25 protein-coding genes are annotated in these 23,669 nt (G+C 41.6%); 5 read left to right on the top strand and 20 right to left on the bottom strand.

The genetic code is table 11. From position 1 onward, the window contains the following. Positions 1-22: 22 nt before the first annotated feature. A complete protein-coding gene (gene argR, locus ACORHV_RS00675) occupies positions 23-469 on the bottom strand; it encodes an arginine repressor (RefSeq protein WP_001231483.1) in 447 nt (148 codons plus the stop codon). Between the two features lie 154 nt (positions 470-623). Here argR and argS point away from each other — a divergent pair, with 154 nt between their 5' ends. From argS to ACORHV_RS00660, 3 genes are all read left to right on the top strand, one after another. Next, positions 624-2,315: an arginine--tRNA ligase gene (gene argS, locus ACORHV_RS00670; protein WP_434398374.1), complete on the top strand. Its 1,692-nt coding sequence runs from the start codon at positions 624-626 to the stop codon at positions 2,313-2,315. 539 nt (positions 2,316-2,854) lie between these two features. Then, positions 2,855-3,100: a hypothetical protein gene (locus ACORHV_RS00665; protein WP_000084865.1), complete on the top strand. Its 246-nt coding sequence runs from the start codon at positions 2,855-2,857 to the stop codon at positions 3,098-3,100. Between the two features lie 198 nt (positions 3,101-3,298). Next, the gene (locus ACORHV_RS00660) at positions 3,299-4,561 is read left to right on the top strand and encodes an NRAMP family divalent metal transporter (RefSeq protein WP_049478945.1); all 1,263 of its coding nucleotides are present in this window, start codon (positions 3,299-3,301) and stop codon (positions 4,559-4,561) included. Between the two features lie 81 nt (positions 4,562-4,642). Here ACORHV_RS00660 and nrdI read toward each other — a convergent pair whose 3' ends face one another. From nrdI to ACORHV_RS00635, 5 genes are all read right to left on the bottom strand, one after another. Beyond that, positions 4,643-5,113: a class Ib ribonucleoside-diphosphate reductase assembly flavoprotein NrdI gene (nrdI, locus tag ACORHV_RS00655; RefSeq protein WP_000724234.1), complete on the bottom strand. Its 471-nt coding sequence runs from the start codon at positions 5,111-5,113 to the stop codon at positions 4,643-4,645. A 76-nt stretch (positions 5,114-5,189) separates the two neighbouring features. Next, positions 5,190-5,723 (bottom strand): ABC transporter permease, encoded by a 534-nt coding sequence (locus tag ACORHV_RS00650; protein ID WP_434398371.1) that lies wholly within the window; start codon positions 5,721-5,723, stop codon positions 5,190-5,192. A gap of 58 nt (positions 5,724-5,781) precedes the next feature. Continuing rightward, positions 5,782-7,068, bottom strand: a complete 1,287-nt coding sequence (locus ACORHV_RS00645; RefSeq protein ID WP_434398369.1) for a response regulator transcription factor — start codon at positions 7,066-7,068, stop codon at positions 5,782-5,784. 11 nt (positions 7,069-7,079) lie between these two features. Continuing rightward, positions 7,080-8,750, bottom strand: a complete 1,671-nt coding sequence (locus tag ACORHV_RS00640; RefSeq protein ID WP_434398367.1) for a sensor histidine kinase — start codon at positions 8,748-8,750, stop codon at positions 7,080-7,082. Continuing rightward, positions 8,728-9,342 (bottom strand): YesL family protein, encoded by a 615-nt coding sequence (locus ACORHV_RS00635; RefSeq protein ID WP_061428224.1) that lies wholly within the window; start codon positions 9,340-9,342, stop codon positions 8,728-8,730. Before ACORHV_RS00635 ends, ACORHV_RS00640 begins: the two co-directional genes overlap by 23 nt. 133 nt (positions 9,343-9,475) lie before the next feature. On the opposite strand from ACORHV_RS00635, the gene ACORHV_RS00630 reads away from it, so the two are divergent. After that, positions 9,476-10,045 (top strand): MptD family putative ECF transporter S component, encoded by a 570-nt coding sequence (locus ACORHV_RS00630; protein ID WP_084856510.1) that lies wholly within the window; start codon positions 9,476-9,478, stop codon positions 10,043-10,045. A 174-nt stretch (positions 10,046-10,219) separates the two neighbouring features. Here ACORHV_RS00630 and dltD read toward each other — a convergent pair whose 3' ends face one another. The 14 genes from dltD to ACORHV_RS00560 all read right to left on the bottom strand — a co-directional run bounded on the left by dltD (position 10,220) and on the right by ACORHV_RS00560 (position 22,434). Continuing rightward, positions 10,220-11,392, bottom strand: coding sequence for a D-alanyl-lipoteichoic acid biosynthesis protein DltD (gene dltD / locus ACORHV_RS00625; RefSeq protein WP_247955213.1), 1,173 nt, complete (start codon positions 11,390-11,392; stop codon positions 10,220-10,222). A 47-nt stretch (positions 11,393-11,439) separates the two neighbouring features. Further along, positions 11,440-12,594 (bottom strand): D-alanyl-lipoteichoic acid biosynthesis protein DltB, encoded by a 1,155-nt coding sequence (gene dltB / locus ACORHV_RS00620; protein WP_247955214.1) that lies wholly within the window; start codon positions 12,592-12,594, stop codon positions 11,440-11,442. Between the two features lie 159 nt (positions 12,595-12,753). After that, a complete protein-coding gene (locus ACORHV_RS00615) occupies positions 12,754-13,446 on the bottom strand; it encodes a methionine ABC transporter permease (RefSeq protein ID WP_000137507.1) in 693 nt (230 codons plus the stop codon). Between the two features lies 1 nt (position 13,447). Then, complete coding sequence (locus ACORHV_RS00610) at positions 13,448-14,509, bottom strand: methionine ABC transporter ATP-binding protein (protein WP_000085680.1); 1,062 nt, start codon at positions 14,507-14,509, stop codon at positions 13,448-13,450. Further along, positions 14,502-15,875: a M20 family metallopeptidase gene (locus ACORHV_RS00605; RefSeq protein WP_434398363.1), complete on the bottom strand. Its 1,374-nt coding sequence runs from the start codon at positions 15,873-15,875 to the stop codon at positions 14,502-14,504. Before ACORHV_RS00605 ends, ACORHV_RS00610 begins: the two co-directional genes overlap by 8 nt. Before the next feature lie 118 nt (positions 15,876-15,993). Next, positions 15,994-16,848: a MetQ/NlpA family ABC transporter substrate-binding protein gene (locus ACORHV_RS00600; protein WP_000694527.1), complete on the bottom strand. Its 855-nt coding sequence runs from the start codon at positions 16,846-16,848 to the stop codon at positions 15,994-15,996. A gap of 154 nt (positions 16,849-17,002) precedes the next feature. Then, the gene (locus ACORHV_RS00595; protein WP_000724972.1) at positions 17,003-17,845 is read right to left on the bottom strand and encodes an amino acid ABC transporter substrate-binding protein; all 843 of its coding nucleotides are present in this window, start codon (positions 17,843-17,845) and stop codon (positions 17,003-17,005) included. Between the two features lie 102 nt (positions 17,846-17,947). Then, the gene (locus tag ACORHV_RS00590) at positions 17,948-18,271 is read right to left on the bottom strand and encodes an AzlD domain-containing protein (RefSeq protein ID WP_000253951.1); all 324 of its coding nucleotides are present in this window, start codon (positions 18,269-18,271) and stop codon (positions 17,948-17,950) included. Continuing rightward, complete coding sequence (locus tag ACORHV_RS00585; protein WP_000659752.1) at positions 18,261-18,956, bottom strand: AzlC family ABC transporter permease; 696 nt, start codon at positions 18,954-18,956, stop codon at positions 18,261-18,263. The genes ACORHV_RS00590 and ACORHV_RS00585 overlap by 11 nt, the downstream gene beginning before the upstream one ends. A 136-nt stretch (positions 18,957-19,092) precedes the next feature. Next, a complete protein-coding gene (locus ACORHV_RS00580) occupies positions 19,093-19,701 on the bottom strand; it encodes a hypothetical protein (protein ID WP_434398359.1) in 609 nt (202 codons plus the stop codon). Between the two features lie 66 nt (positions 19,702-19,767). Then, positions 19,768-20,778: a tRNA (adenosine(37)-N6)-threonylcarbamoyltransferase complex transferase subunit TsaD gene (gene tsaD / locus ACORHV_RS00575; RefSeq protein ID WP_434398357.1), complete on the bottom strand. Its 1,011-nt coding sequence runs from the start codon at positions 20,776-20,778 to the stop codon at positions 19,768-19,770. Continuing rightward, positions 20,768-21,205: a ribosomal protein S18-alanine N-acetyltransferase gene (rimI, locus tag ACORHV_RS00570; RefSeq protein WP_434398356.1), complete on the bottom strand. Its 438-nt coding sequence runs from the start codon at positions 21,203-21,205 to the stop codon at positions 20,768-20,770. Before rimI ends, tsaD begins: the two co-directional genes overlap by 11 nt. Continuing rightward, a complete protein-coding gene (gene tsaB, locus ACORHV_RS00565) occupies positions 21,202-21,885 on the bottom strand; it encodes a tRNA (adenosine(37)-N6)-threonylcarbamoyltransferase complex dimerization subunit type 1 TsaB (RefSeq protein ID WP_434398354.1) in 684 nt (227 codons plus the stop codon). The genes rimI and tsaB overlap by 4 nt, the downstream gene beginning before the upstream one ends. Before the next feature lie 333 nt (positions 21,886-22,218). Then, on the bottom strand, positions 22,219-22,434 hold the full coding sequence (locus ACORHV_RS00560; RefSeq protein WP_000492029.1) for a hypothetical protein: 216 nt from the start codon (positions 22,432-22,434) through the stop codon (positions 22,219-22,221). A gap of 1,000 nt (positions 22,435-23,434) precedes the next feature. On the opposite strand from ACORHV_RS00560, the gene ACORHV_RS00555 reads away from it, so the two are divergent. Continuing rightward, the gene (locus tag ACORHV_RS00555; RefSeq protein ID WP_000639585.1) at positions 23,435-23,668 is read left to right on the top strand and encodes a DNA-dependent RNA polymerase subunit epsilon; all 234 of its coding nucleotides are present in this window, start codon (positions 23,435-23,437) and stop codon (positions 23,666-23,668) included. Position 23,669 lies beyond the last annotated feature (1 nt).

Genomic DNA, 23,669 nt, shown 5'->3' with positions numbered 1-23,669 from the left:
CTTGAGAGCAACTCCCAAGACCTTATTTATCTTTCATCAAATCTAGCAAACGATCTTCCATCAGCTTGGCAACGTGCTGGTCTCGACAAATAACCAATAAGGTATTAGCACCAGCAACCGTTCCTAAAATCCATTCATCCTTGTTTGCATCTACAATGTTTGCTAAGACTGCAGCTTCCCCAAGTTTGGTATGAAGTACCAAGGTGAACTCAGCTCTTGCAACTCCTTCTAAATGATGAGACAAAAACTCAACTAAATCAATCTTATCTGTCTCATTTGCTAGTACATAATACACCATATCATTTTTCTTAACCTTGGTCAAGCCGATTTCACGCAAATCACGTGACAAAGTCGTTTGTGTCACATAAACATTACGAGCTTCTAAACGATCTTGAATCTCTTTTTGTGTCCCAAGTTTTTCTTCGGTGATCATCTTTTTAATCAATTGATGCCGTTCTCTTTTTCTCATATTATCCTCTTAAGTGAATATTTATAACAAGTTTTACATTTATTTTATAACTACATTATACCAAAAAAACTAGATAATTCAAAAAAATTCTTTTCTTTCTCAAAAAATGTAGTAAATTGTGTTAAAATAGTAAAAAAGCCCAAAAGGAGCCCTTATGAATACAAAAGAATTGATTGCTAGCGAGTTGGCTAGCGTCATTGATAGCCTGGATCAAGAGGCTATTTTAAATTTACTGGAAACACCTAAAAACTCAGAAATGGGAGACATCGCCTTCCCTGCCTTTTCTCTAGCAAAGGTCGAGCGTAAAGCTCCTCAAATGATTGCAACAGATATTGCTGAAAAAATCAATAGTCAAGCCTTTGAAAAGGTTGTCGCTACTGGACCTTACGTCAACTTTTTCCTTGATAAATCTGCTATTTCGGCTCAGGTATTACAGGATGTTATCACTGAAAAAGAACACTATGCCGACCAAACCATTGGCAAGCAAGAAAATGTCGTCATTGACATGTCTAGTCCCAATATCGCAAAACCATTCTCTATTGGGCACTTGCGTTCAACGGTTATCGGGGATAGCTTGTCACATATTTTCCAAAAAATCGGTTATCAAACGGTCAAGGTCAACCACCTAGGAGACTGGGGCAAACAGTTTGGAATGTTGATCGTTGCCTACAAGAAATGGGGAAATGAGGAAGCCGTTAAAGCGCATCCAATCGATGAACTTCTTAAACTCTACGTTCGCATCAATGCTGAAGCTGAAAAAGACCCTAGCTTGGATGAAGAAGCACGCGAATGGTTCCGCAAACTGGAAAATGGAGATGAGGAAGCCCTCGCTCTCTGGCAATGGTTCCGTGATGAAAGTTTAGTGGAATTCAACCGCCTTTACAATGAATTGCAAGTTGATTTTGACAGCTACAACGGAGAAGCCTTCTACAACGATAAGATGGATGCTGTTGTAGATATTCTCGCTGAAAAAGGACTTCTTGTTGAGTCAGAGGGAGCCCAAGTTGTGAATCTTGAGAAATATGGAATTGAACATCCAGCTCTTATCAAGAAATCTGATGGTGCAACTCTCTATATCACACGAGACTTGGCTGCAGCCCTCTACCGTAAAAACGAATACCAATTTGCAAAATCCATCTATGTTGTTGGTCAAGAGCAATCTGCCCACTTCAAACAACTCAAGGCAGTACTACAAGAGATGGGCTACGATTGGAGCCAAGACATTGTCCATGTTCCGTTTGGATTGGTAACAAAAGAAGGGAAAAAACTCTCTACTCGTAAAGGAAATGTCATCTTGCTAGAACCGACTATCGCTGAGGCTGTTAGTCGTGCCAAAGCCCAAATCGAAGCGAAAAATCCTGAGTTAGAAAATAAAGACCAGGTTGCCCACGCTGTTGGAGTTGGGGCTATCAAGTTCTATGATCTTAAGACCGACCGTACAAATGGATATGACTTCGACCTTGAAGCTATGGTATCCTTTGAAGGAGAAACTGGACCTTACGTTCAATACGCCTACGCTCGTATCCAATCTATCTTGCGCAAAGCCGATTTCAAACCAGATACAGCTAGCAACTATAGCCTGAATGATGCTGAAAGCTGGGAAATCATCAAGCTCATCCAAGACTTCCCACGTATTATCAATCGTGCAGCAGATAACTTTGAACCTTCTATCATTGCGAAATTTGCGATTGGTTTGGCTCAAGCATTTAACAAATATTATGCACATACACGTATCCTAGATGAAAGTCCTGAGCGCGACAGTCGTCTGGCCCTCAGCTACGCAACCGCAGTCGTCCTCAAAGAAGCTCTTCGTTTGCTTGGAGTAGAGGCGCCAGAGAAGATGTAAATCGCCAAAGTTACTTGATTGCAGAGCAATCTAAGTAACTAACGCCAAATCCTATTCGGACTTTGGCTAGGCGCTTCACTAGTCATGGCCCCTAAATATAATCGATTTAGAGGCCATGACGTCGTAACCAGTACGAGTTGCCTAAACGCTTCACTAATTCACCTAACCAAATAATATCGATTTGGTTAGGCTCATGTCGTAATCTTTTAAAGCACTTGATTATAAAGCAGTCGAAGTAACTAACGCCAAATCCTATCAGGGATTTGGCTTGGTGCTTCACTAGTTCTGGGACATAAATATTATCGATTTATGTCCTAGAACATCGTAACCAGTACAAGTTGCCTAAACGCCTCACTAAATTGGTCAATCAAATCATATTAATTGGCTTAGAGGCTGGCCGTAGTTTTCAAGTCACTTGATTGCAAAGCAATCTGAAAGATTTAGGCAAAATAACATTTATATTTTGTTCGGCCTTGCGGCTGTTCAATGAAACACTTTATTCACTTTTACTATTTATTTATCACACTGGGAGATTCCTTATGAGCCAATATGCTTATATTCTCGTTGTACTTAGCTTGGTTTTCCTTTTTCTGCTCAATAAGTACGAGAAGGAAAGACTTCAAAGACTCTACCAAGAGCAACTCTTGAAGGACGAGACATTTAGGTCTGACATCAAAGAGAAAATTCACACGACTGAAAATATCAATGATGTCATTGCACATATCAATAAAACTTACCATCTGGGAATGTTGCTCTCAAAAGACGTCACAGATCAATTGAAATAATCAAAATCCGAGAAGCTTTCTTCTCGGATTTTTTAGGCTTACCATATTTTCCTTGGAGAAATTTCATTAACGCATGTAAAGTTTTCTGTAATTTTCTATATTTTTTCAAACTGGCCTTGCATTTCTTTTAAGTTTTTTTGTAGAATAGTAGCTATCTATTCAGATTATTCTGAAAATTCAAAAATAGGAGCGTTTATTATGTCACAAGTTACGTTATCAAACCAGTCAACCTGGGCAAGCAAACTTAAGGCAATGGGACCAGGAATCCTAATGGCTTCTGCCGCCGTTGGAGGCTCTCACATTGTATCCTCTACTCAAGCTGGTGGTTCTTATGGTTGGTCTCTACTCCTCTTAGTTATCTTGGCCCATGTCTTTAAATATCCATTTTTCCGTTTTGGTGCCGAATATACTGCTGACACTGGTAAAACCTTGGTCGAAGGCTACGCCGAAAAAGGGAAACTCTATCTCTGGATTTTCTTTGTCCTCAATGTCTTCTCTGCCATGGTCAACACAGCTGGAGTCGCTATCCTTTGCTCTGCCATCATCGCTAGCGCCTTCCCAATGATCGGTCTCAGCATCACTCAATGGTCCCTTATCCTTGTTGCAGTCATTTGGGCCATGCTACTCTTTGGTGGCTACAAACTATTGGATGGTATGACAAAATGGATCATGTCCGCTTTGACCATTGCAACTGTTCTTGCAGTTATTATTGCGGCAATTAAGCATCCAGAATACAGCTCTGATTTTGTCGAAAAGACACCCTGGCAAATGGCGGCCCTCCCTTTTATCGTTTCCCTCTTAGGATGGATGCCTGCCCCTATTGAAATCTCGGCCATCAATTCACTCTGGTCTGCTGAAAAGAAAAAGACCGTCAACTTTAATACAGCGGACGCCCTTTTCGACTTTAACGTTGGTTACATTGGAACTGCTATCCTAGCCGTATTCTTCGTGGCACTAGGAGCACTTATTCAGTATCCTACAGGACAGGCAGTTGAAGCCGCTTCAGCTAAGTACATTTCTCAATTTGTTGGTATGTATGCCTCTGTTCTTGGAGAATGGTCCCGTTATTTGATCACCTTTATCGCCTTTCTTTGTATCTTTGGAACAGTTATTACTGTTATCGATGGTTACTCTCGAGTCAATCAGGAATCGCTGCGACTCTTGATTCGTCAAAAAGAGGATTCTCGCAAATCTTTGAACATCTGGATGACCATTACCGCTATCATTGGTATCGTAATTATTAAATTCTTTGCTGGTCAAGTTTCTACCATGCTTCGCTTTGCCATGATCGGTTCTTTCCTGACAACACCATTCTTCGCTCTTTTGAACTATGTATTGGTGACACGTGAGAATAAAAATCTTCCTTCTTGGCTAAAACTCCTCGCTATCGCAGGATTGATTTTCCTCTTTGGCTTTGCTATTTTCTTTATCTATGCACTTGCCATCGGAAAAGCAGGATAGTTTATAAAATGACACCCTTACGGGGTGCTTTTTGTATACGCGAAAAGCAGTTGAAAATCTCAACTGCCCTTCAGTACTACTTTATTTTTCTGTTTCTAACTCATACAAATCTGCAATGATCGCTGCGACCTTTTTAATATCTCCCAGCATCCCACGCATTTCAAAGTCTGCTAGGACCGGGAAGCCAAAGCGCTGGCTATACTGCTTGGCTGTCAGACAGTATTGATTGTTAAAATTGCGATTACCAGATCCCACCACCCCAAAACACTTACTGGCATTGTCTCCATAGGCGATAAAATCACCCACTGGAGTCGTTAGGATCTCAACATCGCCGTTATCGACACCATTTCCACCTTCTAGATAGGTTGGTAAAAAGGCGACATAGGGGTGATCCATCTCAAAGAAATCTTTCCCTTCCTTAACCAAATCCTTGATATGGATCTTTTGGACCTCAATCCCTTCGTGCTGGGACAAGAGATAGTCCTTGAGTCGGGTTACAAAACTCTCTGTATTCCCGCTCAAACTGATATAAACTAAGGATATTTTTTTCATATTGACCTCGATTTTTATTTTTGGATATTAAAAGAACTACCAAGATTGTAACTTGATAGTTCTCTTTTGTCAATACTTAGGCAACTTCTTCTGCTTCGACTTCTTCGGCCAAATCTTTTTGTTGGCGCCACATCTTGTAAAAGACTAAGGCTAAAAAGAGGACATTAATGATGATAAACAAAATATTCGTTCCTTGTGCTAATGCTCCCATTCCTAAGCCGAGAGTAGTATCTTTGATTAATTGAACCGCATCTTGAACGTTCATATAGCTATAAACCAAACCAACAATCGCTAGTAGAACATAGCCAATATAAGCATAGTTTGCGAATTGCACATTTTTACGTAGGAGAAATACAAAGGCTACTACAACTAAAATTGCAGATAAAACAATCAACAACGTATTAAAAATAGAGTGCGATGACGCTGTTACTTGGTAAGTATAGTTAACCGTGTCTTCTATTTGCTGAGCAGTAAGGGACCCACTATTAGATAGGCTTGTACGAAGCACCTCTTTACTTGGCAATGGACTCAAGATTCCAAACAATGACATAGATGAAATGAGGGCTGATAGGACTAACAAAACCCAAAGATAAATAGGATTCTTTTTCATGTTTTCCTCCATAAGATATTTTGAACATTATAGCATTTTTTGTACAGGAATACAACTTTTACAAGCTGGTTTCAACTTGTTTCCGATAAGCTTTCGGTGATTTTCCGCACAATTTACGGAAAACCTTATAGAAATATCCAACATTACTGTAGCCAACTGCATAGCAAATATCTTCGATACTATCACTGGTCGACAGTAAGAGTTGCTGCGCTGCCTTAATTCGCTGTTTATTGAGCAATTCCGCAAAGGTTGAGTTGGTTTCCCTCTTGATCAGCTGACCGAGATAGACAGGATTGATAAAGAGATCCTTGCTAATATCCTTAAGTGAGAGCTCTTTCTGATAATCACGCCCAATCACCTCCAGAACGCTCACCACATTTTCATTCATGCGGTACTGGCCAAAGAACTTGGTCAAGGTTTCTTTGATATAGGCAACCAATTCTTCAAAGGTGTTAATGGCATGGATAGCTTTGACAATCTCGGTCATATCATCTGCTTTTAGGTGTTCAAATAAATGAAAGACATCCATGACAAACTGAGTGAAGAGCTGCTTTGTGATGGCTACGCGCGGGGTATTCTTCAAAACAACCTTCTCTAGCAGGGTTAATTCTTCGATGATTTGATTGATATTCCCTTGGATAATCACCCGATAAATCGGCTCATAATAAGAAAACAAACTCTCGGATTTTTCTAGATTAACTGAACCGTAGAAGAGGGCTTTTTCAGCGTTGATCTTCCAATTCTCAAAGGACTGCTGGTAAGGTGCTTCAAATGGTGTCACAACGATGCCATCTAGTGGTTGATCAGATATGAAAATCTGCCAGTCTTGTCCCAAAACATAGTAAGGAATGGTAAAAGAGCCCTGCTTTTCCTTGGATAGACCAATCCACCAGCTGTCTTTACCTGACAGGTAGTTCGTAAATCCTGTCTCATCCAATTCTTGACTGAGGGTCTGACTTTGTTCCACCTTTTCCTGAAGCTGCTGCGCAATTTTTTCTAATAAATTGCCCAACTCCACCTTGTCTACTGGCTTGACCAGATAATCCACGACACTAAGGTTCATGGCTTTTTTAACGTACTCAAACTCCTGATAACCAGACAGCAAGATATAATAGGTATCTGGAAGTAGCTCTTTCATTTCCCTAATCATCTCAAGTCCGGTCTTATCTGGCATGTTGACATCGGAAATGACCACATCTACTGGATTTTTCTTAATATAGTCCAAAGCATCATCTGCGTGATTAGCTGTTGCGACGACTTGCATATCCCATTTTTCAAAGGGGATTAATCGCTTGAGCCCCTCTGTCACCATGTACTCATCGTCTACTAATAAAACTTTATACATTTCTACCCTTTCTATTCATCCTGGATGATGATATGGTAACGAACACCTTCTTGCTCAGCTGACTCTACACTGATTTGGTAGCGATCCCCAAAGTAGAGAACAAAGCGTTCGTGTACATTTACTATTCCAATTGATTGCCGCTCCCCACTATAGCTTGCCTCGTGTTCAAAACTTCTCTGAGCTAATTTTTCTTGCAAGCCAGCTAGTTTCTCAGCGGGCATTCCTCGACCATTGTCTTCCACTAGGATTTCAACGAAGCCTTGGCCCTTCAAGGCTTTGATACTGATGACATTATCCGTTCTGCGATGGTCAACACCATGGGCAAAGTAGTTTTCTACTAATGGTTGGAGTGTAAATTTTGGAATCCTCATTTCTTCCAATTCTGGTGCAATCTTGAAACCATAGGCAATGGATTTAGGATAACGCACCATACAGAGATAGCTATATTTTCGGCAAAATTCCAACTCCTGCTTCAAGGTCGTTTCCCGCTCGTCAGAGATATTGTTGCGTAACAAGCTGCTAAATTCATAGATAATGTCCGCCAGTTCATCCTGACTTTGCATGACGGCATACATCCGTAAAAACTCCAGAGTATTGTACATAAAGTGAGGATTGATTTGAGCCTGCAGGGCTCGCATATTGGCATCTTTTTGACTGAGCTCTAGCTGATAGATATCGTGGATATTTTTTTCCAGGCGGTCCAACATATCATTGGTTGTTTCTGCAATGAGAAGCAACTCTTGGTCTTTTTCAGAGGTATCAATTCGAAGGCCTTCTTCTCCTTGAGCAATCACCTCGATCGAATCTACTAGGTCTACGACCTGCTTTTGGTAATTTGAAAAAGTCTGTCTAAGGGTCACGTACAAAATAATGATAAAGAGAATACTTAGCGCAATAATGACAGCTGAACTCGTCAAAGTTCCTGTAAGAACAAAATTTTTAGGAACAGCAACTCGAACCTGATAACCGTGAGAGGTGACACCTACAAACCAGTTTTCTCGCTCGGCTGAGACCTTCTCCCCAATATGGAACATCTCAGTCTCAAAAGGCGAAGTTACTGTTACAGCCATTGGGATATGACCCCGAGTATTGTCAATAGCGCCATGTAAAACATCTGGGGATAGGGAGATATAGATCACTCCTAAATCCTTGTCAGACACAGGATCGGAAACAGGAATGGCAAAACTATTGGCTGTCGGCTTAAAATCCTCCGCAGGAATTTTCTCTCCACTGCGTTTTTCTCTAGTCGAAACATAGACTTCCTTGTAGTCCTGAAGAACAATAGCCACTCCAGTCACAAAATCATTTCGAACATAGAGGTCATCAATATTTTCGTACAGGGAAACCGAGATATAAGGCGAAGTTTTACGCTCTAATTGCCAATAGAAATAGTCTGGTGTGCTGAGACTGAAATACTTGTAAATCCCTTCGATGCGGGCCTGATTTTCAACCAAAGACTGAGCAAGTTGGGTTGACTCTCTGTGATAGTATTCCACTTCACTCACTGTCCGAGTGGTCACACGTTCTGCAACCCGTTGGGCCTCTTTCTCACGTGAATCCCAGTCAGCATACGATAGCATAATCGCAAAACTGGCAATGACCACGATCATGACCAAACTATAAATCCGTAAAAGAGAGTGAAGCCAAAACTGCTTCATTCTATTTTGTCGCCAATTTTTCATGGATACTTTCATAAATAGGTTCCAACATATCACTGATAAAGAAATGCCACATTCCAATTCCTACAAAAAAGAGCAAGGCAGGCATATAATAACCAACTCCTACAAGGAGAGCGGACCCGAGTAAAACCTTGGCAATCGCAGGTAAGCTCATAAAAATCCCGATAAGGGACAGTTTCAAGGTATTTTGGTAGGATAAATCAAAGTACACCTGAAGTTTCAAGGAAACAGTATAGGCTAGAAAGACAAGAGCGACTACAAGGACATTGAGAAAGGTCGCCAAGAGGTGGAAAATCGTCTGGTGGGGCAATTGAACTAGAAGGTATAAACCATAAACTAGGACAAGATCCACAAACACAAAACTATAGAAAGCCAGATTGCTCTTGACAAAATTGCTCTTATACAATTCCCAAGCTTCCTTCAAATGGTAGGCTCGATAAGTATACCCATGCTCCGCATACAAACTCATCAGGGTAGCACTAGCTGGGGCCAAACCAAAGATCACTCCTCCTGCTAGTGTTAATAGCCAGAAATAAGCCGTCGCCATCATTCCCAAAAAGATACGATTAAAGACGAATTCTAGAAATTTTCCCATGCTACTCTCCTTAAACTAACGATGTAACTATTATATCATATTTCAAGCGTTTTCAAAAATATAGAACTCCCATTTACAATCCTCAAAAAGCGTGATACAATTGGTTTTGTTAATTCGCATCAAGGAGATTCTCATGAAGAAAAATATCTTAACCACCCTCTTGGCCGCCGTCCTCTACTTTCTTTGTGTAGGGATTGGAGTCTTCCTAGGACACCTGGTCGACCAAACAGGCAATATGTTCTACGCGCCGGCCTTTTCTGCCCTTGTCGGTGGCAGTGTCTACATGCTTCTTTTGACGAAAGTCCCTCGTTTTGGCGCTATTACGACTCTAGGTCTTTTTATGGCACTTTTCTTCCTAGCTAGCAAGCATGGCGCTGGTGCCTTTCTCCCAGGACTCGCCTGTGGTCTTGCAGCAGATGCCATCGCTCGTCTCGGCAACTACAGAGACCGAATCAAAAACACCCTCTCCTTCCTCGTCTTTGCTTTTAGCACAAGTGGTCCTATCCTCCTCATGTGGATCCGTCCCAAAACTTACGTGGCCACCTTACTTGCGCGTGGGAAATCCCAAGAATACATTGACCGTATCATGGTCGCTCCAGAGTTGGACAAAATCCTTCTCTTTGTTTCAAGCATCCTCCTAGGTGCCTTGATTGGGGCTGTGGTTGGGCAATTTCTAAGTCAAAAAATAGCTGATAAACTATAAGGTAAAAGCCCTGAAGACTAGCAATGCCTAGCTCCAGGGCCTTTTTGTATACAATCTTAAAATTCACTATAGATAAATTCTTGAATATTCGAAAAATCGGTCACAAAACAGTAAATCACGATGCTTAAGATAACCGTATAGAAAAATAGTGTCCACAAGATTAAACGATGTGTGTTAGTTAGCTTGGTTTGCAAATTTGTAAAGTTCTTTTTCAACTTCCATCCATCCTTTCACTCCAACGTGCATCACGTCAAATAAAAAGTAATCATCATACTCTCTGTTTCCATAGTTTAATACGGTTGCACCATGGCTTTTTGCGACATCTTCTATTTTTTTATAAGTTTTTTCCCGCATCTCTCTTGAGACACCAGTGTAGTCATTCCATTTCCCGTTTACTGGGAAAATAATAACCTCAACTTCAATGCCCAATTCTTTGGCAACTGTCAAGAAGAGTTCCATATCTGAATACTCTGGTGACTCCAGGTAGCTCAAATCTTTATTAGAATCTTTCAGCGATGCATAGCGATCTTTTAAGTAAGTATTGTAGTAGTTATTATCAACAGCATAGTCATTATTGTCTGTTTTCTTTTTGACCTCTTCCACAAACTGATCTGTCATCTTTTCCCAATCATAGTCTGGGGTTTTGTCTCCTGATGGGGGATAATCTGATTTCTCATGATTTTCATAAAATTTTCGTTTGAGCTTAAAGGAATACATCGCGTTATCTAACTCTAATAGTTTTTTATCGACAATGGTTCCTTTTCCATCTATGAAATAACTTTTATATTTTTTGTAGATGTCATTTTGTTGCTTGTTCCCCTTGGTAATCTCGATAATGCGATTGATTAGTTTTTCTTTCGTTTCTTTACTAATCTTGTCATTATCTAGCATGCGAAAAATATGTTCCTGAGAAGCCTTGTTCAAAAAGGCATCTTGATGGGTCCCATCTTTTTCAAACCACTGAACCGACTCTACTATAGCTACTTTTCGCTTACTCATAGATCCTTCAATAGAAGCTAAAGTAGAGGCCTGAATGATGTTTTGAGAATAACTAGTCCCAATCTGCATGATATTAAAATCGTTGTAGTTAAAAATTTTATTTGGATGATAGTCTTCATTTATCGTCGCAACCAACTCTGAAGAACCCATTAGAACCAGTGTATTGGGAGTAATATTGCTTGTCAGAATATCTCTACTTTTATACTTTTCATATGAGGTGCTGTAACGAATACTGTTATCCTTGACTTTATAATAATCATCAATCTTCTTGACATACGTCACATTTAAAAGGGCAAGCGTCGCAATTACGAGCACAAGCGATAGTAAAAATGCTTTTAATTTAATCATCTCGTTTTATCCTATCCCTTCGATCTAGCCGATTTCTTTTCAATCTCTTATCTCTTTAAAATCGTCAGTAAGATTTTATAGGGTTCACCTGAAAAGATAAAGAAACCAACCATAACCAAATTCATGGTCACAAACCAACTTAGTAGCTTATACCATTTTTTGTTTTTATTTTTCTTATAAAAATTGCTTTTCTTTTGATACACTTCAAATCCAGCCATCAAGACACCATGGTAAAAACCATAGACAATGTAACTAACACTGAGACCATGCCAAAAACCCATGACCAACATATTGACCATATAGGCATAGGTTGCATTGTGTAGTCTATTTTTAAACCATTTTTTCCTGATAACCTGCATCAATACTCTTGAAAATACAAAATCTCTCAACCAGGTCGACAAGGTGATATGCCATCTGGTCCAAAAATCCTTGATATCGACACTCAAGAAAGGTTTGTTAAAGTTCATCGGTGTCTGAATACCTAGAATGTTACTACTTCCAACGGCCATTAGACTGTAGCCTGCAAAGTCAAAAAACAGATACAAGGTATAGAGGTACATATACTTGATTGAGTAAACGACTGTGCCAGTATTATTTAGAGCGAGTAACATCTGGTAAACATAGGTTGATAAAACAATCTTGTAAAGGAGGCCTAGAACGATACGATACACACCGTCCCCTGCTAACTCTAGATACTCTTTTCGTGGCATGACCTCGTTTATCTCTTTTAAAAATCTCCTACTCCGATCAATTGGACCAGCACTAACTGTTGGGAAAAAGAGCAAAAACTGTAGATAATCTTTTACACTGATATTTTCTTTGATTAAGCCATCCGATATCTCTAGCATGATCTGAATGGTCTTAAAGGACATGTAAGAAATTCCAATAAAGGCCAACAAATGCAGAGAAGTCAGGGCAAAGACTTTATTGATTACCAAAGGAAGAATGGAAAGGAAAACCAGTGGTTTCAGCCACTTTGCCTCTATCCGCTGTGCTAGAAAAACCAGAAAATACTGGTAAACGATAAAGGCGAGCAAATAGACAATCATCGCTCGACTCTTACCATAGATAGCTCCTGCAAATAAGAGGGAGAGCGCCAAAATATAGTAGTCCTTACGTTTTTCAAAAAAGTTTACCACAAAACCAATCAGTAAAACTATAAATAAGAGAAGGAAAAACTCATTCCCCTCGAAATAATTCATACCAGCCAAACTCCTTTACATTATCATCCCTTCTACAGCAAACTTTCTGATTTGCTAATTGGGGACCTTTGTTTATTATAGCATATTTCTAAAAAGAAGCTTTATCCTTCTTGCATTTCGGTGAGAAAACAAAAAGGAGTCCCGTTGGGCTCCTTCTATTTACTTATGACTTAATTTCTTGGTCAAGAAATCTCCCAAGAACTGAATTGTAAAGATAATCAAGATGATAATGATGGTCGCCAAGATGGTCACATCGTGATTGTAACGGTTGAAGCCATAAGCGATGGCTACGTTACCGATACCACCAGCACCAACCGCTCCCGCCATGGCTGTTTCTCCAACAAGGGAAATCAAGGTCACTGTCGTCACACGAATCAAATCTGGCAAACCTTCTGATAGGTAAACACCCACGATATCCCAGAAAGTCGCTCCACTGGCCTGCGCCGCTTCAATAACACCACCATCTAGTTCAGCCAAGACAACCTGCACCTGACGGGCAAAGAAGGCAAAGACTGCAAATGAAAGTGGCACAAGGGCTGCATTTGGACCGATACTAGTCTTGACAATCAAGTGAGAAAGTGGCGACATGATTGCCAAGAGGATGATGAAAGGAACCGCACGGAAAATAGAGGTAATCTTGTCTAAAATCCAAAAGATAACCTTATTTTCCAAGACACCACCTGGCGCTGTCAAGACGAGGAACAGACCTGCAACGAGCCCCAAGAATCCTCCGATGATGAAGGAAAGAACTGTCATATAAAGAGTTAGGTAGATAGCCGTTCCCCAGCCTGCCTGACCAGCCCAGCCCATCTTGTAGACATTTGGTAAGTAAGTTTGAATCAACTCTGTCATTTTACTGTCCTCCCTTCAATACTTTTAACTGCACACCAGCCTGACGGATGGCTTCTTGAGCACCTGCTAGTGCTGCTTTTTCACCTGACAAGACCACAACCAATTCTCCAACAGGAGTGCCATCAAGAATTTCGATATTTCCATAGAGGATATTGGCCGTTACTTGGTAATGTTTGTACAATTCATTCAAAAGTGGTTCGTCTGTCGAAGCCCCTGCATACTTGAGCTGCACTAAAATACTATTCTCAGATAAATGTTCTACGATTTCTTGCTTCTCAATCTTAACCATGGCTTCGTCAATACCTGTTGCAGTAGAGATGAAGTCTTGGGTCAAAGGTTGTTTAGGGTCTGAGAAGATTTCAAGGACACTACCCTCTTCAATCAAACGGCCATCCTGCATGACCGCCACACGGTTAGCAATATCTTTGACAATCTGCATTTCATGCGTAATCAAGACAACAGTCAAGCCTAATTTTTGGTTCAAATCTTGCAACAAGGCCAAAATCTGCTTGGTTGTCTTAGGGTCAAGGGCAGAAGTTGACTCATCTGAAATCAAGATTTTTGGATCATTGGCCAAGGCACGCGCAATAGCCACACGCTGTTTTTGCCCTCCTGATAGTTGTGAAGGGTAGTTTTCAGCACGATCCGCCAAGCCAACCAAGTCCAACAACTTGGCTACTTTAGCTTTCTTTTCTTCCTTGCTGAGTCCAGAATGTTTAAGGGCAAAGGCCACATTCTCCTCGGCCGTTTTCTGGCTCATAAGATTAAAGTGTTGGAAAATCATCCCGATATCTTGACGTTTCCGACGTAACTGCTCCGCCGTCAAAGTGACCTTACCGTCAAAAATCACATCGTCATCAATGGTGATTTTCCCTGCAGATGGTTTTTGCAAGAGGTTAATCACCCGTACAAGGGTTGATTTCCCTGCTCCAGAATATCCAACGATTCCGTAGATATCCCCTTCTTGGATGTGAATGGTCACATCCTTGACCGCTGTGATGGTTCTCTTCTTTTGGTGAAACGTCACATCAATCTGATCTAACTTGATAATATCTCTACTCATAGCTTCTAATCAGCTCCTCTACTAATTCAATATGGGTGTAGTAATCGGCGATTCGCACGTTTTCATCTCCACCATGGTCTCGGCTATTGGCATTTCCTAGACCGAAGGCCACCATTGGTACCTCTAGGGCATCAAAGACCGTATGCATGGGCCCTGTCCCCGCTGTGGTCGGCAAGACTGAAACGCCCTGTGGATAGAATTTCTTGGCCAACTCGATCACATTGAGAATGGCTGGTGCGCTCATATCGCTTCGATAGCTCATCTCTCCCAAGGTATAGTATAATTCTACCTTATCAAAGCCATTTTTGTCTAGCTGTTTCCGAATTTTTTCCAGAACATCATGCGGTTCTAGGCCAGGAACCAAACGAACCTCTAGTTTAGCACTGGCTTCTGCTGGCAAAATCGTTTTAACCCCTTGACCTTGATAACCTGACTGAATCCCTTCGATATTAAGGGCTGGCTCGAAAAAGAAACGTTTTAGGAAGGCTACACGATCCTCTTGTAAGAGAGGCAATTCCAAGCCATAAATGCGACTGATTTCCTCTGGATTGCGTTGGGCATAGGTGTCTACCAAGGCTAGTTCTCGTTCATTTGGCTCTTGAACATCCTCGTACAAGCCTTCTACCAAAATACGTCCATCAGCAGCTCGCAGACTACTTAAGGCCTGGATAAGATACCACGGCGCTGACTCCACGACACCACCATAACTCGAGTGGATATCCACATCCGCACTTTTCACCTTAGCATCAAAGGTCACAATCCCCTTGTTTCCGCCAGAGATTTCCAGCTGTTCCAAGGCGTTCTTGGTTCCTTGTTCCCAGACTAGCAAGTCCGCTCCACGAAGTTTGTCTGCGTGTTTCTCTAAATACTTATCTAGATCCATGGAAGCAGACTCCTCTGCTCCCTCCATGATAAAGCTGATATTGACAGGCAGGTCATCATGGTGCTGCATATACTTTCTCAAAGCACTCAAACGAGCTGTGATGTGGCCTTTGTCATCGTCAACCCCACGCCCATACATAAAGCCATTTCGCACAGAAAGGGTAAAGGGATTCTCTGTCCACACCTGGTCGCCATCCGCTGGCACGGTGTCATAGTGATTATAGAAGATCAAGGTCTTGGCATCCGGACGCGAACTCTTGAAATGCGCCATGACAAAGGGAGCCGTATAAGTCTCGTCAATCTCGACTTCAGCTCCTACACGCTTGAAAATCTCACCCAGATAGTTTGCGACTTCCTTGAGCCCGACCTGCTGGGCAAAGACTGATTTCTTGGAAATTAAGGTGCGCAAGACTTCAAAATAATGTTGGGCCACATGATCCTTCTCAAATTTTTCAATCTGCTCTTGTTCGCTAGGAAAAACCATTTTCTCTCTCTTTCTACTACCTACTTGCGTCCTCAAAACGACAACAAGTGCCTCTTTAAAATCAACTCTCTATACAAAAGCAAGAGGTGGAAACTCTCTCCCACCTCCCTGTGTCTTATTACCAAACTGGTTGGTCCAAACCGTCTGATGTTTCTTCGATAACTTTTTTCACTTCATCAGTGTGGTAAGCCGCGATAATTTTCTTGATGGCATCAGCCTTAGGTGATGATTCCCAATCTTTTTTCGCAACGATGATGTTGTACCATTGTTTTGAGTTTTCATCAGCTTGTTCTTTGAAGAGTGCTTTCTTGTAGTCCAATTTTGCTTCTGTAACGAAGGTATTATTTACAACGGCAGCATCAACTGATGACAATGAACGAGCTGTTTGGCTAGCGTCCAATTCAGTAATCTTCAAGTTCTTTGGATTTTCTGTGATGTTAGCAACTGTTGCAAGGGCAGTTCCAGAAACATCCAATTTGATCAAACCAGCTGATTGAAGCAAGTAAAGCGCACGGCTTTCGTTTGTTGCATCGTTTGGTACGGCGATTTCACCGTTATCTGGGATTTCTTCCACTTTGGTGTACTTGTTTTCTTCCCCATTTTTACCTGAGTAAAGGCGGATTGGTGAGATATAGGTATCTGCAATCGCTACAAGGTCTTTCCCGTTTTCTTTGTTCCAGTTATTCAAGAAGTTGTAGTGTTGGAAGGCGTTCAAGTCTACTTCGCCATCAGCAGTTGCCTTGTTTGGTTGAGAGTAGTCAGTGAACTCTGTGAATTCCAATTTGATTCCATCTTTTTCAACCAATTCTTGGATTTTATCCCAACGCGCTTCTTCAGAACCGCTACGGTTAACTGTTGCAATTTTGACAACTGTTTCGTTGTCTGCTTTCTTTTCTGAATTTCCGCAAGCTGCAAGAGCCAAACCTGCGACTGTAGCAAGAGCTGCTACACCGAGCCATTTTTTAATTTTCATGATTCTATCTCCTTTAAAAATAATACCGTAATAGTATCTCATACTTTATTTGATTTAGCAAATTGTTATTAGATAGGCAGACATATAGTTTGAAACTATATACCTAAAAATTGAGAAATCATCCGCCTTTCTCAGACTGGATGATTTCATACGACTATTTAATATCAGCTTCTGCTGGGAGATACGTGTCTCCGAAGAACTGTTTAGACAATTTTTCAAGAGTTCCGTCTTTGTAGAGTTCTTGGATACGTTTGTCTACAAATGATTTCAACTCATCTTGACCTTTTGCAAGAAGTGGGTAAACGTAAGGTTGTTGGTCGCTTGGAAGTTCAATGACTTTCAAGTTGTCCAAACCTTGGTTCTTGATAACTGTTTCAACACCGATTTTATCAAAAATCTTGTAGTCAAACTGACCATCGCTCAAACGAGACATGATTTGTTGGAAATCAGCCTTGGTATAGTTAAGAACAGTTGGATTGTCTGCGTGTTGTTTGTTATAATCTTCTAGCTGTTTAGCTGATGTTGTCCCTTGAACGACCTCAGTAGACTTGCCTCCGATATCATCAAGCGACTTGATGCTGTCGTCGTCTTTCTTCACAACGAGAACGTTAGGGTTTTTAGCAGTTGGAGCTGCATAAAGGTACTTTTCAGCACGTTCTTTGGTATAGCTGATATTGTTCACAGCCATTTGATAACGGTCGCTATCAAGGCCTGCAAAGACACCTGACCACTCTGTCTTTTCAAACTTGACAGTATACTTGTCTGAGTCTTTAAAGATAGCACGAACAAGCTCAATCTCGTAACCAGTCAATTCACCATTTTCTTCATAGATAAATGGTTTTGGTGAGCCGTTAGTTGCTACAACGATTTCTTTCTTAGCACTTGTTGCATCACCTGATGCCGCATCTTTCTTCTCACCACCTGAGCAAGCTACTAGTACACCTGCGGCAACAAGTCCTAGAGCAGCAAGAGATGAATATTTGACGATTTTTTTCATGTCATTTCCTCCAAAATAGAATACTTTACTATCTTAACAGAAAATATTTTTTTTTGCCATTATATGATATCTATCTCGGTGATAGGTTTTTTTTATGGCTGACTAAAAGACCAGACGCAAGACTGCAATCAAGACCACTCCAAAAAGAACCGTACCCACTAGATTGCGGTAGCGAAAGGCTACCCAAGCCGTTGGAAAGACTGCTAAAAAGTCCAGCCATTTGATTTGAGGAAGGCTCCCAACCTTGCCAGTCACTACGCTTGAAAGAATCAAGGAAAAGATAATAGAAACAGGCAAGAACTTCAAAAACCGCTCAACGATAGCAGGCAAGCCCTTATACTTGATCAAGATGAAGGGAATCATACGGGGAATCCAAGTCACTAGGCCCGAAAAGATAACGACTAACAAAAGATATTTACTGACCATCTAAGACCACCCCCATAGTACAACCTAGCAAGGTCGCAAACAAAACAGCTAGCGACTGAGACACTACTGTCAAGAGCAAAAAGAAGGACACCGCAACAACGGCTAGGATTAGTAGCAGATTCCTTACAGGAACCCGTCTTTGCATAATCTGAAATTGCGAAGTAAAAATCCCGATAAACATCCCAACAAGGGCAAAGTCTAATCCAAAGACTTCAGGATTTGGCAGAAGCCCACCTAAAGCTGTCCCCGCCACTGTCCCAATAAACCAGGCTACATAACTATTGAGATTGTTCCCGTGCATCCACATGGGATGAACCTTGTCTGTATGGGCTAATTCTCCCATCAAAACCCCATAGGTCTCATCTGTCAGGAGACTGGACATGCCGATATTTTGCCAGAGACTAGTATGACGGAAATAAGTCGATGCATGCAGGCTCAGCAAAAAGAGTCGCAAGTTGATCAAAAAGACCGTCATAGCAATAGCTGCCACAGGCGCTTGGACCGCAATCAGTGCCAACATGGCAAACTGGGCGCTCCCAGCATAAACAAAGAGGCTCATCAAGCCCATCTCAACAGGTGTCACATAGGGCGCACCGATAATCCCACAAGCCAGACCAATGCTGACATAGCCAAGGGCAGTCGGCATGGCCGCCTGAACACCTTCCCAAAATCCTTTTTCTTTCATCCTTCTCCTCATATTCTCTCCAATTGAGGCTGTTCATCATCACAGCCACAGCACGGACTATTATAACATATTCAAAGAAGAGAAAAAAGTTTCGGATTCGAAACCTATTGCCAGAAAAAGTGCTGAAGAGGAAGCATCATGGATACATGAGAAATTGATCCACTCGGATAGTATACTTATCGGTTTCTGTGTCTGTAGCATATTTATTTTCTGTTGGATAGACATCCACCCAGAGTTCCCACTGTTGTCCCTTCAACTTGACCTTGTAGCGATAACCGTCATCATAGATGCCTAGTGTATCAGTTGTCATGGACTGGTAATCTGGGAGTTCTTCCAGTTCTTTTTTTATAGTCTGGGATAGATTGTTAAGTACTACTTTCTGCTCCACCTTTGAAGTTACAGGAATATGAACTGTCGCTTCTTCCAAACGATGCGATTTTGAAAATGTAAAGGTCGCTCGGCCTGGATAGCCTTTCAAAGTAAGCTGCTCATAGTGATAGAAAAGGCGACCTGTTTTATAGAAATACGGATCTTCTGCACGCCAAGTATCACGATAAGCTGTTTCCTTTTCTTCCTCTACCTCGCTAGCCTTTCCCAATACTTCTTCAAAAGATTTAGGAGACATGCCGAATGAAAGAGATTCAAACAAGACTAGTTGTGTCTTTTTGATATTCTGGCAAGCTGATAAAAGCATGAGTAAAGCTCCAAGAGCAAGCAAACCACTGATTATTTTTGTAAATTTCATATTTCTACTATACAAGAAAAGTATAGGATTTGTCCAAGATAAAAGAGTCAACCTTAGGCTAACTCTCTATTCCATGGTATCAAAAGCCAGGCTTGGTTTGGCGTTGAGGTCCAAGCCTGCAAAGTTTTCTTTATTCCACTCGCTGACGCTGGCATAGGCAATCATACCTGCATTGTCTCCACAAAGGCGCAGGGGTGGGATGATGACCTTGACATCTGTGATTTCAGCTGCTAGGCGTTCTCTGAGCCCTTTATTAGCTGCCACGCCACCGGCCACGACTAGGGTTTTAACGGGATATTTTTCCAAAGCCTTCTTGGTTTTGGCCATAAGAATATCCATGACTGCTGCTTGGAAAGATGCTGACAGGTCTTCCTTGGACAAGCTCTCTCCCTTTTGCTCGGCATTGTGGTGAAGATTGATAAAGGCAGACTTGAGACCTGAGAATGAGAACTCCAGATTGTCTTCCTTAATCATAGCACGAGGAAAGTCATAAATATCCTGCCCCTGATGAGCTAGCTCATCAATCTCGCGACCTGCAGGATAGGTCAAGCCCATGACACGGCCAACCTTATCATAGGCCTCACCAACCGCATCATCTCGGGTCTCCCCAACAATCTTATAATCACTAGCCTCGGAAACATAGACCAACTCCGTGTGCCCACCGCTGACCAAGAGGGCTAGCAAGGGAAACTCCAAAGGCTCTACGCTCTGAGCTGCCATGAGGTGGCCCGCCATGTGATTCACGGGGATCAGCGGAAGTCCATGAGCCCAAGCAAAAGCCTTGGCAGCTGACAAACCAACTAGCAGTGCTCCGACCAAGCCTGGTCCGTAGGTAACCGCCACAGCTGTTACATCCTCTTCGGTAATCCCTGCTTCTGCTAGCGCCTCCTCGATGCAGGCTGTGATAACTTCGACATGGTGGCGACTAGCCACTTCTGGCACTACGCCCCCAAAACGTTTGTGACTCTCAATTTGACTCGCAATGACATTGGACAAGAGCTCATCGTCGTTTTTCAAGACGGCGACACTGGTCTCATCACAGGATGTCTCAAATGCTAAAATATATCTATCCTTCATCTATTTCTCTCTTCATGATGATGGCGTCCTCGACTGGGTCATGGTAGTAGGCCTTTCGCTCAGCGATGACCGCCATCTTTTCTTTCTTGTAAAATGCTTGCGCTCGTTGGTTTGACTTTCTGACTTCTAGGAAAATCTCCTTGTCTGCTGGCAATTGAGCAAACAAGGCTGACGCAATTCCCTGACCCTGATAGGCTCCTTTGACAGCAATTTGCAGGACTTCTGCCTCAAAGAGATTCTCCTGAACAGCTAGAAAACCAATCACTTCTGCCCCATCATAAGCAACAGCATACCATGTCTGGTCTTGAGACAGGTCTGCTTGGATTTGTTCCAGCGTCCAAGGACTGACTGGGTAAACAGCTGCCATGACAGCATAGATTGCTTGAGCTAGGTCAGGCTGTCTTTGGATTCGTTTGATTTCTATCATAGGCGTTTAATGTAAGGCTCGCCAGACTCGATATGGTTCTTGAGCCAGTTTTCCTCAGCTTCAACACGTTTGAGGTAATTTGGTACAAAGTCGTGCAAGGAGTCTGCTTTCTTGTCCCAAGCCCACAAAGCTAGATTAGCTGCATTAGGTAAGCTTTCTTGGTAGCTAGCTTGTGGTAGCTGTTCTTGGATCTGCTCCACAAAGGGGCCAACTTCTCCGACAAAGGTCACCTGTTCAGCATCCGTGACTTTTTCTAGCACTTCCGCAAAGGACAAGTGTGCTTCTGGCATGACAGGTTTGGCATTTTCATAAAATCCTGCATAAACATTGTTGCGACGCGCATCCATCAAGGGAACAAGTAAGCCTTCTTGTTGGCGTGGAACCAGAGCCAAGAGGCTAGACATGCCAACTAACTCAATGTTTAGGGTATGAGCCAAGGTCTTGGCAGTTGCTACCGCGATTCGTAAGCCAGTATAACTACCTGGTCCTTCCGCCACCACAATTCGATCCAAATCCTTGGGTGTCCAATCCAAACTGGCCATCAAAAAATCGATGGCTGGCATGAGGGTAATACTGTGATTCTTCTTAATATTAATCGTCGTCTCGGCAAGAACCTGCTTGTCCTCTAAAATAGCGAGAGAAAGAGCCTTGCTGGACGTATCAAAAGCTAATACTTTCATAACACATTCCTATCTTTTTGTCTGTTTACTATTATACTACAAAAGCCAGCGCATGGGAATTTTCTTTATTTTGAAACAAAAGGGCCTGCCACTTAGACAGGCAATTCTGCAAAAAAATTAAAAAAAGTTGTAGTTTTTTTTGAATGGAAAAGTGAACAAGGAAATTGAAAGGTTCTTCGTAAGAAATGTAAATAAGTCATATATGCTTTAACTCGATTTTCGATGTTAGAAATCATCGTCATAACAATAAAGATAGCACCTAAAAATAAAAAAAGTCCATCCCATCTATCAAGACGGGGTGGATTTTCTGTATATCTAGATGAATAATTGACTTTAAGCATTTAAACCAAAGTAGAAAACGAGCCAGACAACATAGGTGACAAGGAGGAGAAAAATTGAATAGAGCGTCACAAAAGCAAGCTTCCAAAGGAACTTTGTTTTGCGGTGTTCCAGATGCACAAACAGGGCATTCCCCCCATAGACACAAGCTACAAAGACTACAAACATCAAGAGGCGAACCCCTACTGCAAATTCAAACAAACTAAACATTCTTAATCCTCCTTTTGGTATTCCTATTTTTATATAAACTGTTGACAATGTTGGTCTATCAATGTTAAAATGTAATTCAACACTGGTAGGAAAATCAGGTTGAGTTGTTGACTCTTCGGGTTGCAGTGCTATCCCTGAAACTTTGGTTTCTAAAGAACTGAAATTGCGATTGAACAATTCGCCCCCAGTGTTTGACGGCTCTTGACTTCGGTCAGGAGCTTTTTGATGCTTTTAAAGTTGATTCCCTCAGTAAGTTATAGTAAAGTATAAATATCGAGAGGATAACATAGGGCGACTGGTGACAGAGCGTTCAAAGGTACCAACTTCTGGTACGGGTGTGGGACTGCCCTCAGCTTTGAGCTGTAAAGACCCCTGACTACCATTGGTCCTCTCTTTTTGCTTACTCTTAAATTAAGTGCTTGTCTTTACCTTTTAGTAAGCGCTCCACTCCATGCTATTTCTACATCGTTATACTTATAGATTGACTTCTTAGCCTCATAGATGATAGAATTAAGTAAAGGCTGAGATCGAGTTTGATTTGGTGACAAGTCATTCAAAGGTTGCGATGCATTCGCTTCAGGTAGAGGTGCTGCCATCTGGACTGCTCCAGGAAAATCCCCGAGTTTTGTCTCAGCCTTTTTATTTGCTCTTGAGATTTCTCAAGAGCTTTTTCTTTTTTCAAAGATATCATTCTGTCCCAACCATCCACTCCAACGATTAATGAAACTAGAACTGTATTCTTCCTTAAATCTACTATCTCTTTAGATTCCCCCTTTAATTATAACACCTAAGTGCTCTCCGACCAAATCCTACCTGTCTTTTTGTTCCTTCTTCCCCTCCCGACTTTCTCCATTTCCGTCTTTTACTAATTTTTCATTTTGTGGTATAATTGAAATAATTGTAACGAATCAAGGTCAATCTAGACACAAAATGGAATGAAATCAAGCAAATCTCTACTAAAAGTTTGGAATAAGCTGACCTGTAAATAGAAAGGAACTATATGATTTACAAAGTTTTTTATCAAGAAACAAAAGAACGTAGCCCACGTCGTGAAACAACACGCTCACTTTACCTAGACATCGATGCCAGCTCAGAACTTGAGGGCCGTATCGCTGCTCGCCAACTTGTCGAAGAAAATCGCCCAGAGTACAATATCGAATTTATCGAACTCTTGTCTGACAAATTGCTAGATTACGAAAAAGAAACTGGCGCTTTCGAGATTACGGAGTTCTAAT

Source organism: Streptococcus sp. KHUD_016, assembly GCF_051106465.1.
Classification (GTDB): Bacteria; Bacillota; Bacilli; order Lactobacillales; family Streptococcaceae; genus Streptococcus.
The sequence above is the reverse complement of the archived record's forward strand: the minus strand, read 5'-3'. Positions and strand labels throughout refer to the sequence as shown.

What these genes read in the sequence shown, in the direction of transcription:
- argS (WP_434398374.1), top strand. Translation starts at nt 624, where the DNA reads ATGAATACAAAAGAATTGATTGCTAGCGAGTTGGCTAGCGTCATTGAT.
- ACORHV_RS00605 (WP_434398363.1), bottom strand. Translation starts at nt 15,875, where the DNA reads ATGGTTTTTCCTAGCGAACAAGAGCAGATTGAAAAATTTGAGAAGGAT.
- dltB (WP_247955214.1), bottom strand. Translation starts at nt 12,594, where the DNA reads ATGAATTATTTCGAGGGGAATGAGTTTTTCCTTCTCTTATTTATAGTT.
- ACORHV_RS00630 (WP_084856510.1), top strand. Translation starts at nt 9,476, where the DNA reads ATGAAGAAAAATATCTTAACCACCCTCTTGGCCGCCGTCCTCTACTTT.
- tsaB (WP_434398354.1), bottom strand. Translation starts at nt 21,885, where the DNA reads ATGAAAGTATTAGCTTTTGATACGTCCAGCAAGGCTCTTTCTCTCGCT.
- ACORHV_RS00600 (WP_000694527.1), bottom strand. Translation starts at nt 16,848, where the DNA reads ATGAAAATTAAAAAATGGCTCGGTGTAGCAGCTCTTGCTACAGTCGCA.
- argR (WP_001231483.1), bottom strand. Translation starts at nt 469, where the DNA reads ATGAGAAAAAGAGAACGGCATCAATTGATTAAAAAGATGATCACCGAA.
- ACORHV_RS00580 (WP_434398359.1), bottom strand. Translation starts at nt 19,701, where the DNA reads ATGAAATTTACAAAAATAATCAGTGGTTTGCTTGCTCTTGGAGCTTTA.
- tsaD (WP_434398357.1), bottom strand. Translation starts at nt 20,778, where the DNA reads ATGAAGGATAGATATATTTTAGCATTTGAGACATCCTGTGATGAGACC.
- ACORHV_RS00635 (WP_061428224.1), bottom strand. Translation starts at nt 9,342, where the DNA reads ATGGGAAAATTTCTAGAATTCGTCTTTAATCGTATCTTTTTGGGAATG.
- ACORHV_RS00590 (WP_000253951.1), bottom strand. Translation starts at nt 18,271, where the DNA reads ATGGTCAGTAAATATCTTTTGTTAGTCGTTATCTTTTCGGGCCTAGTG.
- rimI (WP_434398356.1), bottom strand. Translation starts at nt 21,205, where the DNA reads ATGATAGAAATCAAACGAATCCAAAGACAGCCTGACCTAGCTCAAGCA.
- ACORHV_RS00595 (WP_000724972.1), bottom strand. Translation starts at nt 17,845, where the DNA reads ATGAAAAAAATCGTCAAATATTCATCTCTTGCTGCTCTAGGACTTGTT.
- dltD (WP_247955213.1), bottom strand. Translation starts at nt 11,392, where the DNA reads ATGATTAAATTAAAAGCATTTTTACTATCGCTTGTGCTCGTAATTGCG.
- ACORHV_RS00640 (WP_434398367.1), bottom strand. Translation starts at nt 8,750, where the DNA reads ATGAAAAATTGGCGACAAAATAGAATGAAGCAGTTTTGGCTTCACTCT.
- ACORHV_RS00660 (WP_049478945.1), top strand. Translation starts at nt 3,299, where the DNA reads ATGTCACAAGTTACGTTATCAAACCAGTCAACCTGGGCAAGCAAACTT.
- ACORHV_RS00555 (WP_000639585.1), top strand. Translation starts at nt 23,435, where the DNA reads ATGATTTACAAAGTTTTTTATCAAGAAACAAAAGAACGTAGCCCACGT.
- ACORHV_RS00610 (WP_000085680.1), bottom strand. Translation starts at nt 14,509, where the DNA reads ATGAGTAGAGATATTATCAAGTTAGATCAGATTGATGTGACGTTTCAC.
- ACORHV_RS00585 (WP_000659752.1), bottom strand. Translation starts at nt 18,956, where the DNA reads ATGAAAGAAAAAGGATTTTGGGAAGGTGTTCAGGCGGCCATGCCGACT.
- nrdI (WP_000724234.1), bottom strand. Translation starts at nt 5,113, where the DNA reads ATGAAAAAAATATCCTTAGTTTATATCAGTTTGAGCGGGAATACAGAG.
- ACORHV_RS00560 (WP_000492029.1), bottom strand. Translation starts at nt 22,434, where the DNA reads ATGTTTAGTTTGTTTGAATTTGCAGTAGGGGTTCGCCTCTTGATGTTT.
- ACORHV_RS00650 (WP_434398371.1), bottom strand. Translation starts at nt 5,723, where the DNA reads ATGAAAAAGAATCCTATTTATCTTTGGGTTTTGTTAGTCCTATCAGCC.
- ACORHV_RS00615 (WP_000137507.1), bottom strand. Translation starts at nt 13,446, where the DNA reads ATGACAGAGTTGATTCAAACTTACTTACCAAATGTCTACAAGATGGGC.
- ACORHV_RS00665 (WP_000084865.1), top strand. Translation starts at nt 2,855, where the DNA reads ATGAGCCAATATGCTTATATTCTCGTTGTACTTAGCTTGGTTTTCCTT.
- ACORHV_RS00645 (WP_434398369.1), bottom strand. Translation starts at nt 7,068, where the DNA reads ATGTATAAAGTTTTATTAGTAGACGATGAGTACATGGTGACAGAGGGG.